Genomic DNA, 18,086 nt, shown 5'->3' with positions numbered 1-18,086 from the left:
CAATCCAGTCTTCATTTTTCTATGCTATTTTAAGCGCTTTTATGCTATACTAATAATAACATGATTATTGGAGGCTCGGATGAAAAAGCTCCCCTTGGTATTTTCTGGCTGTTTATTAGGTTTAGCAGGTGCAGGAAATCTGATTGCAGATACTTGGCCAGTTCTGTCGCATTTATTGAGTCTGACTGGATTAGTTTTGTGGCTTTTCTTTCTGATTCTTCATCTTTTTAATTGGGGAGAAACCAAGCAAGAATTGACCAAGCCCCCTCTTTTGTCTGGGATGGCTACCTTTCCCATGGCTGGGATGATTTTGTCGACCTATGTCTTTCGCGTATTCCCTGCTCTTCCTTTGCTAGCACAAGGAATCTGGTGGTTTTCCTTTATCTTGGATCTTGCTTTGATTGCTTATTTTTCTCATCGTTTTCTTGGAGTGGAGGAAAGAGCTGCTGCAACACCAAGCTGGACAGTACTTTATGTGGGAATAGCAGTGGCAGCCTTGACCTATCCAGTCGTTGGTCTGATTCAGATTGCCTACCTAACGATGACTTTCGGCTTTCTAGCTACTTGTTTTCTCTATCCGTTGATTTACAGTGATTTAAAGAAAAACCCATTGCCTCCAGCCCTACTAGGGCAGGAAGGAATCTACTGTGCGCCTTTTTCTTTGCTCTTAGCTGCTTTAGTACGTATCGGTGGACTTGCTCTTCCGACCTGGGCCTTGCTACTGTTGATGCTTGTCTCTCAGTCATTTTTCATCTTCGTTTTGACTCGCTTGCCCAATATTTTAAAACAAGGCTTTCAACCAGCCTTCTCAGCCCTCACCTTCCCAACCATTATCACAGCTACTTCGCTCAAGATGGCTCAGGGAATTTTGAAACTTCCATTTCTGGATTATCTGGTCTTGGCTGAAACTGTTATTTGCCTTACTATTTTATTCTTCGTATTGGGCGCTTATCTGATTTGGTTACGAAAAAAGGTCTAGCTATTTTCTAGCTAGGCCTTGTTTTTTATGGTTTGATAACTTCAGCTCCACCCATGTATGGACGAAGAGCTTCTGGAATAGTCACAGAACCATCTGCATTTTGGTAGTTTTCAAGAATAGCAGCCACTGTACGTCCAACTGCAAGTCCAGAACCGTTCAAGGTGTGAAGGAGTTTAACTTTACCATCGGCTTCGTCACGGTAACGGATTTGCGCACGACGCGCTTGGAAATCTTCTGTATTTGAACAGCTTGAGATTTCACGATAGGTATTTTGGGCTGGAATCCAAACTTCCAAGTCGTAAGTCTTAGCTGCTGAGAAGCCCATGTCCCCAGTAGAGAGGGCAACGACACGGTATGGAAGGTTGAGTTTTTGAAGAATATTTTCAGCGTTAGCTGTCATTTTTTCTAATTCTTCATAAGATTCTTCTGGTTTGGCAAATTTGACCATTTCAACCTTGTGGAATTGGTGCAGACGGATCAAGCCACGTGTATCACGACCAGCAGAACCCGCTTCAGAACGGAATGATGGACTCATAGCAGTAAAGTAGATTGGTAGGTCTTTACCGTCAAGGATTTCATCACGGTAGTAGTTTGTGAGGGGCACTTCAGCTGTAGGAATGAGGACATAATTAGTGTCTTTCAATTCAAAAGTGTCTTCCTTAAATTTTGGATATTGACCAGTACCAAACATTGAGTCATGGTTAACTATGTAAGGCGTGATGACTTCCGTATAGCCCTCTTTACCATGCTCATCCAACATGAAGTTGTAGATAGCGCGTTCCAAACGAGCTCCAAGTCCTTTATAGAAGAGGAAGCGAGCGCCTGTTACTTTACCGCCACGTTCCCAGTCAAGAATACCCAAGTCTTCACCAAGATCCCAGTGAGCTTTTGGTTCAAAGTCAAACTCTCGCGGAGTCCCCCAACGGCGAACTTCCACATTATCATCTTCGTCAGCCCCAACAGGAACGCTGTCGGCAGGGATGTTTGGAAGAGTAGTGGTAAATTCTGTCAATTTAGAATCAATGTCCGCCAATTCAGCATCCAAGGCTTTGACTTCAGCAGATAGGGTTTGCATCGCAGCAATCTTGTCATCGGCGTTTTCCTTGTTGCGCTTGGCTTGGGCAATCTCAGCAGAAACTGTGTTACGTTCTGCTTTGAGAGTTTCAACCTTAACCAAGATGTCACGACGTTTAGCATCGATTTCTTTCATCTCGTTTAAGACAGCAGCATCTACACCACGTGTAGCCAATTTTTCAGCGACAGCATCAAAATCTGTACGAATTCGTTTGATATCTAACATAAGTCCTCCTTTATATGAAGAAGCACACCTGACAAAGCGTTGGAGTGGCAGGGCCACGGTTCCATCCAACTTCACAGGTGTGCACTTGATTGAGTATGTAATTGTTGATAACGGTAGAATTTCACCTATCCCTTCTATCTGCTCGCAGCATCCGCAGACTTTCTGAAAGAAGGAGATAACCTACTTATCCGTTGCTATGATTATACTAAAGTTTTTACTTTTTTGCAAATAGATTTTTAAGTTTTTGTCCAATGGTCTGGAGTAGAGTCGGAAGTTTCACAACCTTGTCATTTCCTAATTTTTCCCGAGCGATTTTGAGGATAGCTCCAGAGTCTTTTGAAGCAAAGAGGAATTTTCCTTGGTCAGTAAAGACTTCAAAGTGACGGCTGATTTTGCGTCCACTTACGTTGGCTCCGATTTGATTGACGCTAGACCAGGGGATTTGGATATATTGTTCGACATTGACATCAGGATAAAACTCCAAGGCTTGGTCCCCGACTAGAAATTTTCCAACCTTTCCAGAGATAGAGAGGTAAGATGTTCCAGTGGTTTGCAGGTCAATGACTTTATTGAGAGATTGGGCCATGATTAGTCTTCCTTACTTTCATCGAAAAAGGCATGGTAGAGAGCCTTGATAGCTGCCTTTTCTTGGTCTTTATTGACAACAAACATGATGGAAACTTCACTTGAACCTTGTGACATCATCTGGATGTTGATTTTATTCTCAGACAAAGCACGTGTTGCGGTAGCTGTTACACCGATGTGACTCTTCATCTTTTCTCCGACAATCATAATGATGGAAAGGTCATGTTCGATCTCTACATGATCCACTTCAGCTTTTTGGACCAATTGACGAAGAATTTCTTCTTCCTTGATAGGAGTGAGTTCACGACCGCGGAGAATGATTGAAAGATCATCGATACCAGTTGGCATGTGTTCCCATCCGATGTTAAGATCTTCTAGGATTTGTAGAGCCTTGCGACCAAATCCTACTTCACGGTTCATGAGATATTTTGACATGTTGATGCTGACGAATCCTGAGTCACCCGCAATCCCTACTACTGGGAATTTATCACTACTGTGTTCTAAAACAATGCGTGTTCCTGGGTGGTCAGGATTATTGGTATTTTTGATAACCAGAGGAATTTTTCCACGGTAGGCAGGGAGCAGAGCTTCATCGTGAAGGACTGAGAAACCTGCATAGGCCAATTCACGCATCTCACGGTAGGTCAATTCAGGGATAGAGTGCGGTTGGTGAATGATACCTGGATGGGCAGCAAAGATACCGTCAACATCCGTAAAGTTTTCGTAGAGATCAGCTTTGACACCTGCAGCAATGATGGAACCTGTTATGTCGGATCCACCACGTGAGAAGGTACAGATTTGATCTTCCTTAGTAACCCCAAAGAAACCAGGAATAACAAGGACTTGGTTGCTGTCAGCCAAGCCTTCAATCTTGTCATAACTAGATGGAATGATGCGAGCATTTCCAGGTTCGCTTGTCACGATAATTCCCGCTTCTCTAGGATGGACATAGCGCGCATCAATGCCGTTTTGGTTAAAGTAGGCTGCGATCAATTTGGCGTTGTTGTTTTCTCCAGCTGCTAGGAAGGCGTCATAGAGAAAGTCATTTTCTTCAATAGGAAGAGTCGCTAAGGCGCGGATACTTTTAGAAATTTTCTCTAAAACAGTTGGTTTTAAGCCTAGTTCGCTCACCATAGCCGCATAGCGGTCGATAATCCAATTTTGGCTAGTGCTGATGTCATTTCCAGCCACATAGTCACGATAGTATTTGATCAAGGCATCTGTAACCTTGGTATCCTCAGCATTGCGTTTACCCGGTGCAGAAACAACCACAAAACGGCGCTCTTTATCGCTCTTAACGATGTTTAAAACTTTTTCTAACTGACTAGCAGAGGCAAGAGAGCTTCCGCCAAATTTAACAACCTTCATAGGGACTCCTCAAGTAAGTATTTTATACGATTATAGCAGAAAGAGGGGCTTTTTTCAATGAAGAAAATATCTTCCTATTTTAATAGAAGCAAATGTTAATTTATTCTGGGAATCGATAAAAGATAAAAATAAAATAGTCAAATTTCCTTCAAATACATAAACGAAGGTGAAATAATCGGCTGAGACACTTTTAATTGATTTTTTCTTGTTCCTTTATCCAAAAAAAGGTATACTTTGATAATGAAATAATTTTATCATCATACAAAAGGAGAAGCTATGAATCATATCCTATACCAGATCGTAGATGATCTAGCTATTATTACTCTGAATCGTCCTGAAGTGGCAAATGGTTTTCACATCCCAATGTGTGAGGAAATCTTAGAAGCTTTGAACTTGGCAGAGCAGGACCAAGCAGTACAGTATATCTTGATTAACGCGAACGGAAAAGTTTTCTCAGTGGGGGGAGACCTGGTCGAGATGAAGCGGGCGGTGGATGAGGATGATATTCCTTCACTGACAAAAATCGCTGAGTTAGTTAATACAATTTCCTATAAAATCAAGCAAATACCCAAACCAGTTTTGATGGAAGTAGATGGAGCCGTTGCAGGAGCTGCGGCCAATATGGCAGTAGCGGTTGATTTTTGTATAGCAACAGACAAGGCTAAGTTCATTCAAGCCTTTGTCGGGGTTGGCTTGGCTCCTGATGCAGGAGGTATTCATCTCCTAAGTCGTAGTATAGGAGTAACACGAGCAGCCCAGCTTGCCATGACAGGAGAAGCCCTGACAGCAGAGAAAGCTCTGGAGTGGGGCGTGGTTTATCGAGTCTGTGAGGCAGATAAGCTGGAAAAAATACGAGATCAGGTTCTAAAAAAACTCAGACGCGGTTCAGCTAATTCCTATGCAGCGATTAAAAAGTTGGTTTGGGAAAGCCAATTTAAGGATTGGCAAAATTATGCTGAATTAGAGTTGAAGTTGCAGGAATCCTTGGCTCAAACCGAAGATTTCAAAGAAGGAGTTCGCGCTCATTCAGAAAGAAGACGACCAAAATTTTCAGGAAAGTAAAAAAATACTTGCACTATCTTTTGAAGTTTGATATACTTTCTCTATCAAATGTTTTGATTATGAAAGTTTTTTAGAGGGAGGGAAAGGATTTGGATTACCAACAAGTAAATGATTATTTAACATCCATTTTTAATAATGTCCTTGTGATCGAGGAGGTTAGCTTACGAGGTAGTCGATTCAAAGACATCTCCATCAAAGAAATGCACACGATCGATGTGATTGGGAAGTTCCCGGAGGCAACACCAAGCAAGGTTTCAAAGGAACTGATGGTAACTCTTGGAACGGTTACAACGAGCTTGAATAACCTAGAAAGAAAAGGTTATATTGAGCGAATTCGTTCCGAACAGGATCGTCGTGTGGTTTATCTACATTTGACAAAGAAAGGTCGTTTGCTCCACCGCCTTCATAAACGTTTCCACAAGGCCATGGTCGAAAAAATTATCGACGGGATGAGTCCTGAGGAGATGGATGTTATGGGCAAAGGATTGACTAACCTTTACCAATTTTTGGAGGATTTGAAATAATGGCTTTTGCTAAAATAAGCCAGGTTGCTCATTATGTACCAGAGCAAGTGGTCACCAATCAAGACTTGGCTCAAATCATGGATACAAGCGATGAGTGGATTTCAAGTCGTACAGGAATTAAACAAAGACATATTTCAAAAACGGAGTCAACGAGTGATTTGGCGACAGAAGTTGCCAAAAGCTTACTGGCTAAGGCGAGCATAAAAGCTGAGCAGATTGATTTTATCATTGTAGCAACGATCACACCTGACTCAATGATGCCCTCTACAGCAGCGCGAGTTCAGGCCAATATTGGTGCTAACAGAGCCTTTGCTTTTGATCTCACAGCTGCCTGCAGTGGCTTTATTTTTGCACTTTCAACTGCTGAGAAGTTTCTGACATCTGGACAGTTCAAAAAAGGGATTGTTATCGGTGCTGAAACCTTGTCCAAGGCGGTTGACTGGTCAGATCGATCGACTGCTGTACTCTTTGGAGACGGTGCTGGTGGAGTTCTCTTGGAAATAAGTGACAACCGCCACTTCCTTGCAGAGAGTATACACAGTGATGGTACTCGAAGCGAGTGCTTAACTTATGGGCAAACGACCTTGACTTCCCCCTTCTCTAATCAAGAAGCAGTTCCTGCATTTTTGAAGATGGACGGGCGAGCAGTTTTTGATTTTGCGATTCGAGATGTTGCTAGGTCAATCAAGCAGACCATTGACGAAGGTCCAGTAGGGGCATCTGATTTGGACTATCTCTTGCTTCATCAGGCCAATATCCGCATATTGGATAAGATGGCTAAAAAAATCGGTGTTGACCGAGACAAACTTCCAGCCAATATGATGGAGTATGGGAATACCAGTGCGGCTAGCATCCCGATTTTACTATCAGAGTGTGTGGATCAGGGGTTGATCCGTGTAGACGGCAGCCAAACGATTCTTTTATCAGGCTTCGGTGGAGGCTTGACCTGGGGCACGCTCATTCTTACAATCTAGGTAATCATGTGGTGAACACATTGTTATAAATTTTTATATTTTAAAGGAGTCCTATCATGGCAGTATTTGAAAAAGTACAAGAAATTATCGTTGAAGAACTTGGGAAAGATGCATCAGAAGTAACACTTGAATCTACTTTTGATGATTTGGATGCAGATTCATTGGACTTGTTCCAAGTAATCTCTGAAATTGAAGATGCTTTTGATATCCAAATCGAAGCAGAAGATAACTTGAAGACTGTTGGTGACTTGGTTGCCTACGTTGAAGAGAAAACAAAATAAGAGCGAATAAGATATAGAAGGAGTAGGGGAAACCCACTCCCTCTTGTTTAGGTAATAGTTTGAGACTCAAATAATATACTAATCGAACTATTACGTAAGCAAGGACTGATGGAGGCACTATGAAAACACGTATTACAGAATTATTAAACATTAAATATCCAATTTTCCAAGGAGGGATGGCCTGGGTCGCTGATGGCGACTTGGCCGGAGCTGTTTCTAAAGCTGGCGGTTTAGGAATTATCGGTGGTGGAAATGCACCGAAAGAGGTCGTGAAGGCAAATATTGATAAGATTAAAGCGCTGACTGATAAACCTTTTGGTGTCAACATCATGCTCCTGTCTCCATTTGTAGATGACATTGTTGATCTTGTGATCGAAGAAGGAGTCAAGGTAGTGACAACAGGAGCTGGAAACCCAAGTAAATATATGTCTCGTTTCCACGAAGCAGGTATTACAGTCATCCCTGTTGTTCCAAGTGTTGCTTTGGCAAAACGGATGGAAAAAATCGGTGCGGATGCGGTCATTGCAGAAGGAATGGAAGCTGGTGGACATATCGGAAAGTTGACAACCATGACCTTAGCTCGTCAAGTTGCTGCAGCTGTTTCGATTCCAGTTATTGTTGCTGGAGGAATTGCTGATGGTGAAGGTGCGGCAGCAGCCTTTATGTTAGGCGCGGATGCTATTCAGGTTGGTACAAGATTTGTAGTAGCTAAGGAATCAAACGCTCATCCAAACTACAAGGAAAAAATCCTCAAAGCGCGCGATATTGATACAACCATTTCAGCTCAGCATTTTGGTCATGCCGTTCGTGCCATTAAAAACCAGTTGACACGTGACTTTGAGCAAGCTGAAAAAGACGCCTTCAAACAAGAAAACCCAGATTTAGAAATCTTTGAGCAAATGGGAGCTGGTGCTCTTGCCAAAGCCGTTGTTCATGGAGATGTAGAAGGCGGTTCTGTCATGGCGGGTCAGATTGCGGGTTTGGTCTCTAAAGAAGAAACCGTCGAAGAAATCCTAAAAGATCTATACTATGGCGCAGCCAAGAAAATTCAAGAAGAAGCCTCTCGTTGGGCAGGAGTTGTAAGAAATGACTAAAACAGCCTTTCTATTTGCCGGTCAAGGTGCTCAGTATCTAGGGATGGGACGAGACCTCTATGACCACTATCCTATCGTCAAGGAAACCATTGACCAAGCCAGTCAGGTTTTGGGTTATGACCTTCGTGATTTGATTGATAAGGAAGAAACCAAGTTAAACCAGACTCGCTATACGCAGCCAGCTATTTTAGCGACTTCGGTTGCTATTTACCGACTATTGAAAGAAAAGGGTTATCAGCCGGATATGGTAGCAGGACTGTCCCTCGGGGAATATTCTGCTTTAGTAGCTAGCGGAGCCTTGGACTTTGAAGAGGCAGTTGCCTTGGTTGCCAAGCGTGGTGCTTATATGGAAGAGGCGGCACCTGCAGGCTCTGGAAAGATGGTAGCCGTTCTTAATACTCCAGTAGATGTGATTGAGGAAGCTTGCAAAACTGCTTCTGAAGTCGGTATAGTCACTCCAGCTAACTACAATACTCCAAGCCAAATCGTCATTGGTGGTGAAGTAGCTGCAGTTGACCGAGTGGTCCAACTCTTGCAAGAAGCAGGAGCTAAACGATTGATCCCCCTAAATGTGTCGGGTCCTTTCCACACAGCCCTTCTAGAGCCAGCTAGCCAACAGCTAGCTGGGGCTCTTGAGGGGATTAGTTTCTCAGACTTTATTTGCCCTCTAGTCGGCAATACAGAAGCTGCAATCATGGAAAAAGATCGAATCCAAGAGCTTTTGACGCGTCAGGTGAAGGAACCGGTTCGTTTCTACGAAAGTATCGCAGTCATGCAGGATGCTGGTGTGACCAACTTCATTGAAATTGGTCCAGGAAAAGTCTTGTCAGGCTTTGTCAAAAAGATTGATAAAACAGCTCAGCTAGCCAATGTTGAAGATTTGGCAAGTTTGGATGCTTTGCTAGGAAACTAGTAATCCCTTCTCCCACAAATACAACAGGAAACAGGAGAACAGAATGCAACTAAAAAATAAAAATATCTTTGTTACAGGTTCAAGTCGGGGTATCGGACTTGCTATTGCTCACAAATTTGCTCAACTAGGAGCCAATGTGGTTTTGAATAGTCGTGGAGAAATCTCAGAAGAATTGCTGGCTGAGTTTTCAAACTACGGTGTCAAGGTGGTGCCAATCTCAGGTGATGTTTCAGACTTTGCAGATGCAAAACGCATGGTGGAACAAGCGATTGCAGAACTCGGTTCGGTCGATGTCTTGGTCAACAATGCTGGGATCACTCAAGATATGCTTATGCTCAAGATGACCGAAGAAGACTTTGAAAAAGTGCTTAAGATTAATCTGACAGGTGCCTTTAACATGACCCAAGCTGTCTTGAAACAGATGATTAAGGCGCGTGAAGGTGCGATTATCAATATGTCCAGTGTGGTTGGTCTGATGGGAAATATCGGACAAGCCAACTATGCGGCTTCCAAGGCTGGTTTGATTGGTTTTACCAAGTCAGTAGCGCGTGAGGTTGCCAATCGCAATGTGCGTGTAAATGCTCTTGCACCAGGAATGATTGAGTCAGATATGACTGCTGTTTTATCTGATAAGGTCAAGGAAGCAACACTAGCGCAAATCCCTATGAAACAGTTTGGCCTGGCGGACCATATCGCGGATGCCACGGTCTTCTTAGCTCAACAAGATTATTTGACTGGACAAGTTCTCGCTGTTGATGGCGGACTTAGCATGTAAAAAAAGAAAGATATAGGTAAGACAGATGAAACTAAATCGAGTTGTAGTAACAGGTTACGGATTGACCTCTCCTATCGGAAATACTCCAGAAGAATTTTGGAACAGTTTGCAAACTGGAAAAATCGGAATTGGTGAAATCACTAAGTTTGATCATAGTGAATTTGCCGTACACAATGCGGCTGAAATTCAAGATTTCCCATTTGATAAATACTTTGTCAAAAAAGATACCAACCGTTTTGATGATTATTCTTTGTATGCCTTGTATGCAGCGCAAGAGGCAGTGACACATGCCAACCTTGATGTAGAAACGGTAGATAAAGATCGTTTTGGTGTCATCGTTGCTTCCGGTATTGGGGGAATTAAAGAAATCGAAGATCAGATTATCCGTCTTCATGACAAAGGCCCAAAACGTGTTAAACCAATGACACTTCCAAAAGCCTTGCCAAATATGGCATCAGGAAATGTTGCGATGCGTTTCGGAGCAAACGGTATCTGTAAATCAATCAATACAGCCTGCGCTTCATCAAATGATGCTATCGGAGATGCCTTCCGTTCAATCAAGTTTGGTTTCCAAGATGTCATGCTAGTTGGTGGATCAGAATCATCAATCACCCCTTTTGCCATTGCTGGATTCCAAGCTTTGACAGCCCTATCAACAACAGAAGATCCAGCTCGTGCTTCTATTCCGTTTGACAAAGACCGTAATGGTTTTGTCATGGGAGAAGGTTCAGGGATGCTGGTTCTTGAAAGCCTTGAACACGCTGAAAAACGTGGGGCAACTATCTTGGCTGAAGTAGTTGGCTATGGTAATACCTGTGATGCTTATCATATGACTTCACCTCATCCAGAAGGTCAAGGTGCAATCAAGGCTATGAAACTGGCTTTGGAAGAGGCAGAAATTTCTCCAGAGCAAGTAGCATATGTCAATGCCCATGGAACGTCAACTCCTGCTAATGAAAAAGGAGAAAGTGGTGCAATCGTAGCTGTTTTTGGTAAAGAAGTACCTGTATCTTCAACCAAGTCCTTTACAGGACACTTGCTTGGAGCTGCAGGAGCAGTAGAAGCCATTGCTACCATCGAAGCTATGCGTCATAACTTTGTTCCAATGACAGCTGGAACAAGCGAGTTGTCAGACTATATCGAAGCCAATGTCGTTTATGGACAAGGATTGGAACAAGAAATTCCTTATGCTATTTCAAATACATTTGGTTTTGGCGGACACAACGCGGTTCTTGCTTTCAAACGTTGGGAGAATAAATAATTATGAATTTAAATGAGATCAAGGACTTGATGGCTCAATTCGACCAATCAAGTTTGAGAGAATTTTCTTATAAAAACGGACAGGACGAATTGCAGTTCAGCAAGAATGAAGCAAGAATAGTTTCTGAAGCACCAGCTCAAGCTGTACCAGCGCCAGCTGCAGTGGTTGCTAGTTCAGCGGTTTCAGCTCCTTCGACTCCAGTAGAGAGTCCAGTAGCAGAAGCACCAGCACCAGCTGAATCGACTGTTGCCCCAGAGGGAGATGTTGTTGAAAGCCCACTTGTTGGTGTGGCTTACTTGGCTGCTGGACCAGATAAACCTGCCTTTGTGACGGTTGGTGAAAGTGTCAAGAAAGGTCAGACTTTGGTAATCATCGAAGCCATGAAAGTCATGAATGAGATTCCTGCGCCTAAGGATGGAGTGGTAACAGAAATTCTCGTTTCAAATGAAGAAATGGTTGAGTTTGGTAAAGGATTGGTACGTATCAAATGATCGATATTCAAGGAATTAAAGAAGCTCTACCCCATCGCTACCCTATGCTCCTAGTGGACCGTGTCTTGGAAGTGAGTGAAGATACTATTGTTGCCATTAAAAATGTCACGATAAACGAACCTTTCTTTAATGGTCATTTTCCTCAATATCCAGTTATGCCAGGTGTTCTTATCATGGAAGCCTTGGCACAGACTGCTGGTGTCTTGGAATTGTCTAAGCCTGAAAACAAAGGAAAGCTGGTCTTTTACGCTGGCATGGACAAGGTTAAGTTCAAGAAACAAGTTGTACCAGGTGACCAATTAGTTATGACGGCTACTTTTGTCAAACGTCGTGGTACGATTGCCGTGGTTGAAGCAAAGGCTGAAGTAGATGGCAAGCTTGCAGCGAGTGGTACTCTTACCTTTGCAATTGGAAACTAAGGAGGTTCTCCATGTTTCGTAAAATTTTGATTGCCAACCGTGGTGAGATTGCGGTTCGCATTATTCGAGCTGCGCGTGAATTGGGCATTGCGACCGTAGCAGTTTATTCAACTACTGATAAGGAAGCTCTTCACACACTCCTAGCGGATGAAGCTATCTGTATCGGACCTGGTAAGGCGACAGAGTCTTATCTTAATATCAATGCAATTTTGTCTGCTGCAGTCTTAACAGAGGCAGAAGCCATCCATCCAGGTTTTGGATTTCTTAGCGAAAACTCCAAGTTTGCCACGATGTGTGATGAAGTGGGGATTAAGTTCATCGGTCCTTCTGGCGCTGTAATGGATACCATGGGAGATAAGATCAATGCGCGTGAGCAAATGATCAAGGCGGGGGTTCCAGTTATTCCAGGCTCTGATGGTGAAGTTCATACGGCTGAAGAGGCCCTGGCAGTTGCAGAAAAGATTGGATATCCAGTCATGCTTAAGGCATCGGCAGGTGGTGGTGGAAAAGGGATTCGTAAGGTTGAAAAGGCGGAAGACTTGGTCGCAGCTTTTGAGACAGCATCCAGTGAAGCCAAGGCCAATTTTGGAAATGGCGCTATGTATCTTGAGCGTGTGATTTATCCAGCTCGTCATATCGAGGTCCAAATCCTTGCTGACCAAGAGGGACACGTTATCCACCTAGGAGAACGGGATTGTTCTCTTCAACGAAATAACCAAAAGGTCTTAGAAGAAAGCCCGTCCATCGCGATTGGCAAAACCCTTCGTAATGAAATTGGTTCTGCGGCCGTTCGTGCAGCAGAGTCTGTAGGTTATGAAAATGCAGGAACGATTGAATTTCTTCTCGATGAAGCCAGTGGCAATTTCTACTTCATGGAAATGAATACTCGTGTGCAAGTGGAGCACCCAGTCACAGAATTTGTTTCAGGTGTTGATATCGTGAAGGAACAGATTCGCATTGCGGCTGGACAACCCTTGCCTTTCAAACAAGAAGACATTGTCCTACGTGGTCATGCTATCGAGTGTCGGATCAATGCGGAAAATCCTGCTTTTAACTTTGCTCCAAGTCCAGGAAAAATCACCAACCTCTACCTTCCAAGTGGAGGAGTTGGTTTGCGCGTGGACTCAGCAGTCTATCCAGGTTATACCATTCCTCCATACTATGATAGTATGATTGCCAAAATCATTGTTCATGGGGAGAATCGTTTTGACGCTCTTATGAAGATGCAACGGGCACTTTATGAGCTTGAGATTGAAGGAGTACAAACCAATGCGGATTTCCAGCTGGATCTAATTTCAGACCGTCGGGTTATCGCTGGGGACTACGATACTTCCTTCCTGATGGAAACTTTCTTGCCACATTACCAAGAAAAAGAATAGACTTTCAAAGAGTATGAGAACTAAAAGGGGGATTTATGGCTCTATTTAGTAAAAAGGATAAGTATATTCGGATCAATCCTAATCGATCCGTAAGGCAGGCACCACAAGCCAAGCCGGAGGTGCCTGATGAACTCTTCTCCAAGTGTCCTGGATGTAAGCACACCATTTATCAAAAGGACCTTGGGAGTGAGCGCATTTGTCCCCATTGTAGCTATACTTTCCGTATTTCAGCCCAAGAGCGCTTGGCTCTAACAGTTGATTCTGACAGCTTTGTGGAGATGTTTACAGGAATTGAAACTCAAGATCCCTTGAACTTTCCTGGTTATCAGAAAAAACTGGCTAGCATGCGTGAAAAAACAGGACTGGATGAAGCTGTCCTGACTGGTACAGCTAGCATCAAGGGACAAAAAGTTGCCCTTGGGATCATGGATTCTAACTTTATCATGGCTTCTATGGGAACCGTTGTGGGTGAAAAAATCACGCGCTTGTTTGAATATGCGACAGTTGAAAAGTTGCCAGTTGTACTTTTTACGGCTTCTGGCGGTGCCCGTATGCAAGAAGGGATTATGAGCTTGATGCAGATGGCTAAGATTTCTGCGGCAGTTCAACGCCATTCCAAGGCAGGACTTTTTTACCTGACGATTTTGACGGATCCGACAACGGGTGGAGTAACTGCTTCCTTTGCCATGGAGGGTGACATTATCCTAGCAGAACCCCAGAGTTTGGTTGGTTTTGCAGGGCGTCGTGTTATCGAAAATACAGTTCGTGAGACCTTGCCGGATGACTTCCAAAAGGCAGAGTTCCTGCTTGAACATGGATTTGTTGATGCAATTGTCAAACGTAGAGAACTACCAGATACAATTGCTAAATTAGTGAGATTGCATGGAGGAAGTCGCGGATGAATATTGCAAAAATAGTCAGAGAGGCACGCGAGCAAAGTCGCTTGACAGCCCTTGATTTTGTCAATGGCATCTTCGATGAGTTTATCGAATTGCATGGAGACCGCTCTTTCCGAGACGATGGTGCGGTCATTGGTGGAATTGGCTGGTTAGGTGACAAAGCAGTCACAGTCGTCGGTATCCAAAAGGGGAAGAGTCTACATGACAACCTCAAACGGAACTTTGGGCAACCCCATCCAGAAGGCTATCGCAAGGCTCTTCGCTTGATGAAACAGGCAGAAAAATTTGGTCGTCCAGTTGTAACCTTCATCAACACTGCTGGAGCTTACCCAGGTGTTGGAGCTGAGGAACGTGGACAAGGGGAAGCAATCGCTCGAAACCTGATGGAAATGAGCGACCTCAAGGTTCCAATCATCGCGATTATTATTGGTGAAGGAGGGTCTGGAGGTGCATTAGCACTAGCCGTTGCTGACCGTGTCTGGATGCTGGAAAATTCGATCTATGCCGTGCTCAGTCCAGAAGGCTTTGCCTCTATCCTTTGGAAGGATGGAAGCCGTGCCATGGAGGCAGCAGAGTTGATGAAGATCACTTCACACGAACTCCTAGAAATGGGAATCGTAGATAAGGTAATCTCAGAGGCAGGTCTTTCCAGTAAGGAACTGCAAGCTCGTGTTAAAAATGAATTGCGTGCAGAGCTTGACCGCTTGGGAGGTTTAGCCTTGGAACAGCTCCTCGAAGAACGTTACCAACGTTTTAGAAAATATTAAAAAGAAAGCTAGAACTGAGTAAAGGTTCTAGCATTTTTTCTAGAGAACATACATTTCAGGATGAAAAATTGACATTTTAGGAGATGGATGGCACACTGGTCAAAAATGATTTATACTAGATATAGAAGTTTGTACTGTTTAAATGATTTTCAAACTCGAAAGGAAATTAGAAATCTAAATTACGGGAAAAAGTTGAATAGAGGAACAAGAAGTTAAGGAAGTTTGTAAAAATGAAAAAACTAGGGCATTTAGGAGTCTTTATCTTACTGGTATTTTTATCGGTTTATTTACCAGAGTTAGGGATTATGTATCTGACTAAGTTTTTAGGATGGGGGATAGATGGCTATTTTATCTTTTCAACAGTTGAAGTAATAGCTCTTTTGCTATTATTTATCTACTGGCTCAAAAAGAAAGAGATGCTCTATATTTTTGAAAAAAAGGGCTCGAAGAAGTCAAGATTCTTTTCCCTTGTAGTTTGCCTAGTGGCTACTTATTTTAATCGTCAACTGGTGGATGCTTTTCAGTTACAGTTTCATCACCTAATTGATAATAAGTATATCTTTCAAGACCTTCTTTCGATTCTATACTCCAATGGGCAACCAACTTTTTTATCAACTGTTCTCAGTTTTAGTTTAACAGTAGTCGTCGGACCTATATTGGAGGAACTAATTCATAGAGGGTATTTTATGAATACCTTTTTCCCCCCAGTCCAAGTACTATCTGGATGTTATCCTATCTGCTCTTATCTTTGGACTTAGTCATTTGATCCTAACTCACCGAGATCCTATCAGTTTGATTGTTTATAGTCTAGGCGGTCTCTTCTATGCCCTTGTCTACCGTTGGACAAAGAATCTAAAAATCACCATCCTGTGCCATAGTTTTTTCAACTTTCTCATTTATGCAAAACCCATCTGGATTTTTGTTTACAATTATATCTATTACCACTTTTTTAGATAGTGGAAGTCAAACACTTTTTCTAATTTGCTAGGAAGATAGAGAAATCTTTTTTATCAATTTCTTGTTTTTCAATGGGTAAAGCAACCATTCAGGCTGAAAAATTGACAGTTGAAGAGATGGACAATAAAATAGACAAAAAAGATGTATACTGTAGATGTAAGCTTACAAAAATTAGTTTTAAGGATGTACTTGCAATGGCAGGTACAGAAACATTTACAGTTCTTTCGTCAGAAGGCTTAGACCAAGTTTCAGGCGGTCTTGCTATTTGGGAAGATGGTTATGGTAGATGGTTATATTATAGAGAATTTGCTCCCTATATGGGGCAAGGGCACTGAATTCTTATAGGAATGCTTGGAAGTACGGCTTCCGAGCAGGATAATCTTTCAAAAAAGTACGATGAGAAACACAAAGAAACTAAGACAATTTGGAATATTTTTTCTTATTATTTTACTATCTACCTATTTACCACAAACAATTGGTTTGTATGTAGCGATCATTTTAGGGTTAGGCGCTGATGTCTACTCTCTTATTTTAACAATGGGATTAGTAGGAAGTTTCCTTCTATTAATTTGGTGGTTAAAAAAGCAAAAGATGCTCTTCATCTTTGAGAAAAAGAGCTGGAACTGGTCATTTGTCTTCTACTTATTTGCAACTTATGTGGTTCATCAGGTGCTCGGTAATTTTTGGGAACGTTTTGCTCATTTGATTAATCATAGGAATATTCATGATGTCTATTTTGCGTTGATTCTTTCAAATGGTCAACCAACTTTTCTATCTACAGTTCTTAGTTTTATCTTAACTGTCGTTATTGGTCCTATTTTGGAAGAGACGCTCGATCGTGGGTATCTTATGAACACCTTCTTTACTAAGTCAAAGTACTATTTAGATGTCATCTTATCAGGCCTTATCTTTGGACTTAGTCATTTGATACTATCTCACCGAGACCCAATTAGTTTATTATATTATAGTCTGATTGGTTTCTTTTTCGCTCTTGTCTACCGTTGGACAAAGAACTTAAAAATTACCATCCTGTGCCATAGTTTTTTTAACTTTCTCATTTATGCAAAGCCCATTTGGATTTTTGTTTCTAATTATGTCTATTATCATTTTTTTAGATAGTGGAGTGCAAAGAAAAAAGTGTTTGATAATTGTCAAACACTTTTTCTAATTTGATAGTAAGATTGAGAGAGGCTTTTATGTTATTGATAGTCGTACCATTCAGGATGAAAAATTGACTTTTTTAAAAATAGTTGTTAATATAATAAAAGATATTTATGCTATAAAAATAAGTCAACAAAGATTTTTTGGAGTAAGTATGAAAAAACTAGGTCATTTGGGAATCTATACATTACTGGTATTTCTATCAATTTATCTACTAGATTTCAGTAGTCTTTATCTGGCTAAGATGTTTGTCTGGGGTATGGATGGCTATTCTATTATTGTAGCAGTAGAGCAACTAGCTCTTTTAGGACTATTTATCTATTGGCTAAAAAAGAAAAAAATGCTCTATATTTTTGAAAAAAAGGGCTCAAAGAAATCCAGATTCTTTTACCTTTTAGTTAGTTTAGTGGCTGCTTATTTTGTCCGTCAGTTGTTAAGTGCTTTTTACTTACAGTTTAGTCGCTTCATTAATAATCACTATATCTTTGAAGACCTTCTTTCGGTCCTATCCTTCAGTGAGCAATCTACTATTTTAACGACTTGCTTCTCTTTTATCTCAGTTGTCATTTTGGGTCCTATATTGGAGGAACTAGTTCATAGAGGGTACTTTATGAATACCTTTTTCTCCCAGTCCAAGTACTATCTGGATGTCATCTTATCTGCTCTTATTTTTGGGCTCAGTCATTTGGTATTGTCCCATCGTGACCTTATCAGTTTGATGGTTTATAGTTTTTCCGGTCTTTTTTTTGCTTTAGTTTACCGTTGGACAAAAAGTCTAAAAATCACCATTCTGTGCCATAGTTTTATAAACTTTCTCATCCATGCAGACTTCATCTGGTTATTTCTTTCTAATTTAATCTATTATCGTTTTTTTAGATAGTGGAAGGCAAAGAAAAA

19 protein-coding genes and 2 pseudogenes are annotated in these 18,086 nt (G+C 41.9%); 18 read left to right on the top strand and 3 right to left on the bottom strand.

Going from position 1 to position 18,086, the window contains the following annotated elements; translation table 11 throughout:
• Positions 1–79 precede the first annotated feature (79 nt).
• Positions 80–979: a TDT family transporter gene (locus MK409_RS05365; RefSeq protein ID WP_268705569.1), complete on the top strand. Its 900-nt coding sequence runs from the start codon at positions 80–82 to the stop codon at positions 977–979.
• Between the two features lie 25 nt (positions 980–1,004).
• Here MK409_RS05365 and serS read toward each other — a convergent pair whose 3' ends face one another.
• The 3 genes from serS to MK409_RS05350 form a co-directional block, all read right to left on the bottom strand.
• Positions 1,005–2,279 carry a serine--tRNA ligase gene (gene serS / locus MK409_RS05360; RefSeq protein ID WP_268705568.1) on the bottom strand — a complete coding sequence of 425 codons (1,275 nt, stop codon included), beginning with the start codon at positions 2,277–2,279 and terminating at the stop codon, positions 1,005–1,007.
• A gap of 214 nt (positions 2,280–2,493) precedes the next feature.
• Positions 2,494–2,865: a DUF956 family protein gene (locus MK409_RS05355; RefSeq protein WP_000079374.1), complete on the bottom strand. Its 372-nt coding sequence runs from the start codon at positions 2,863–2,865 to the stop codon at positions 2,494–2,496.
• A gap of 2 nt (positions 2,866–2,867) precedes the next feature.
• Positions 2,868–4,232, bottom strand: a complete 1,365-nt coding sequence (locus MK409_RS05350) for an aspartate kinase (protein WP_268705567.1) — start codon at positions 4,230–4,232, stop codon at positions 2,868–2,870.
• 276 nt (positions 4,233–4,508) lie between these two features.
• On the opposite strand from MK409_RS05350, the gene MK409_RS05345 reads away from it, so the two are divergent.
• From MK409_RS05345 to MK409_RS05265, 17 genes and pseudogenes are all read left to right on the top strand, one after another.
• Positions 4,509–5,294 carry an enoyl-CoA hydratase gene (locus tag MK409_RS05345; protein ID WP_268705566.1) on the top strand — a complete coding sequence of 262 codons (786 nt, stop codon included), beginning with the start codon at positions 4,509–4,511 and terminating at the stop codon, positions 5,292–5,294.
• Positions 5,295–5,383: 89 nt separating this feature from the next.
• Entirely contained in the window at positions 5,384–5,818 is a 435-nt protein-coding gene (locus MK409_RS05340) for a MarR family winged helix-turn-helix transcriptional regulator (protein ID WP_096408218.1), read from the top strand.
• On the top strand, positions 5,818–6,792 hold the full coding sequence (locus tag MK409_RS05335; protein WP_096408216.1) for a beta-ketoacyl-ACP synthase III: 975 nt from the start codon (positions 5,818–5,820) through the stop codon (positions 6,790–6,792). The genes MK409_RS05340 and MK409_RS05335 overlap by 1 nt, the downstream gene beginning before the upstream one ends.
• 56 nt (positions 6,793–6,848) lie before the next feature.
• Positions 6,849–7,073 carry an acyl carrier protein gene (locus MK409_RS05330; protein ID WP_000257839.1) on the top strand — a complete coding sequence of 75 codons (225 nt, stop codon included), beginning with the start codon at positions 6,849–6,851 and terminating at the stop codon, positions 7,071–7,073.
• Positions 7,074–7,192: 119 nt separating this feature from the next.
• On the top strand, positions 7,193–8,167 hold the full coding sequence (gene fabK, locus MK409_RS05325) for an enoyl-[acyl-carrier-protein] reductase FabK (protein ID WP_061408195.1): 975 nt from the start codon (positions 7,193–7,195) through the stop codon (positions 8,165–8,167).
• Positions 8,160–9,080, top strand: coding sequence for an ACP S-malonyltransferase (gene fabD / locus MK409_RS05320; protein WP_268705565.1), 921 nt, complete (start codon positions 8,160–8,162; stop codon positions 9,078–9,080). Before fabK ends, fabD begins: the two co-directional genes overlap by 8 nt.
• A 43-nt stretch (positions 9,081–9,123) precedes the next feature.
• Positions 9,124–9,855: a 3-oxoacyl-[acyl-carrier-protein] reductase gene (fabG, locus tag MK409_RS05315; protein ID WP_268705564.1), complete on the top strand. Its 732-nt coding sequence runs from the start codon at positions 9,124–9,126 to the stop codon at positions 9,853–9,855.
• Positions 9,856–9,880: 25 nt separating this feature from the next.
• Positions 9,881–11,116, top strand: a complete 1,236-nt coding sequence (gene fabF / locus MK409_RS05310) for a beta-ketoacyl-ACP synthase II (protein ID WP_268705563.1) — start codon at positions 9,881–9,883, stop codon at positions 11,114–11,116.
• Positions 11,117–11,118: 2 nt separating this feature from the next.
• The gene (accB, locus tag MK409_RS05305; RefSeq protein WP_268705562.1) at positions 11,119–11,607 is read left to right on the top strand and encodes an acetyl-CoA carboxylase biotin carboxyl carrier protein; all 489 of its coding nucleotides are present in this window, start codon (positions 11,119–11,121) and stop codon (positions 11,605–11,607) included.
• A complete protein-coding gene (gene fabZ, locus MK409_RS05300; RefSeq protein WP_000565515.1) occupies positions 11,604–12,026 on the top strand; it encodes a 3-hydroxyacyl-ACP dehydratase FabZ in 423 nt (140 codons plus the stop codon). The genes accB and fabZ overlap by 4 nt, the downstream gene beginning before the upstream one ends.
• Before the next feature lie 11 nt (positions 12,027–12,037).
• Positions 12,038–13,405, top strand: a complete 1,368-nt coding sequence (gene accC, locus MK409_RS05295; protein WP_268705561.1) for an acetyl-CoA carboxylase biotin carboxylase subunit — start codon at positions 12,038–12,040, stop codon at positions 13,403–13,405.
• A gap of 35 nt (positions 13,406–13,440) precedes the next feature.
• Positions 13,441–14,307, top strand: a complete 867-nt coding sequence (accD, locus tag MK409_RS05290) for an acetyl-CoA carboxylase, carboxyltransferase subunit beta (protein ID WP_096408198.1) — start codon at positions 13,441–13,443, stop codon at positions 14,305–14,307.
• Positions 14,304–15,071, top strand: coding sequence for an acetyl-CoA carboxylase carboxyl transferase subunit alpha (locus tag MK409_RS05285; protein WP_268705560.1), 768 nt, complete (start codon positions 14,304–14,306; stop codon positions 15,069–15,071). Before accD ends, MK409_RS05285 begins: the two co-directional genes overlap by 4 nt.
• A 230-nt stretch (positions 15,072–15,301) precedes the next feature.
• Positions 15,302–16,028 (top strand): annotated as a pseudogene (locus MK409_RS05280) (lysostaphin resistance A-like protein).
• Positions 16,029–16,222: 194 nt separating this feature from the next.
• Positions 16,223–16,407, top strand: a pseudogene (briC, locus tag MK409_RS05275) (biofilm-regulating peptide BriC).
• Positions 16,408–16,424: 17 nt separating this feature from the next.
• Entirely contained in the window at positions 16,425–17,147 is a 723-nt protein-coding gene (locus tag MK409_RS05270; protein WP_268705559.1) for a CPBP family intramembrane glutamic endopeptidase, read from the top strand.
• A gap of 196 nt (positions 17,148–17,343) precedes the next feature.
• A complete protein-coding gene (locus tag MK409_RS05265) occupies positions 17,344–18,069 on the top strand; it encodes a CPBP family intramembrane glutamic endopeptidase (RefSeq protein ID WP_268705558.1) in 726 nt (241 codons plus the stop codon).
• Positions 18,070–18,086: the final 17 nt, after the last annotated feature.

Source organism: Streptococcus oralis (assembly GCF_026782375.1).
GTDB lineage: Bacteria > Bacillota > Bacilli > Lactobacillales > Streptococcaceae > Streptococcus > Streptococcus oralis_CL.
Note: the sequence above shows the minus strand (reverse complement) of the source record. Positions and strands in the feature narration are given on the sequence as shown.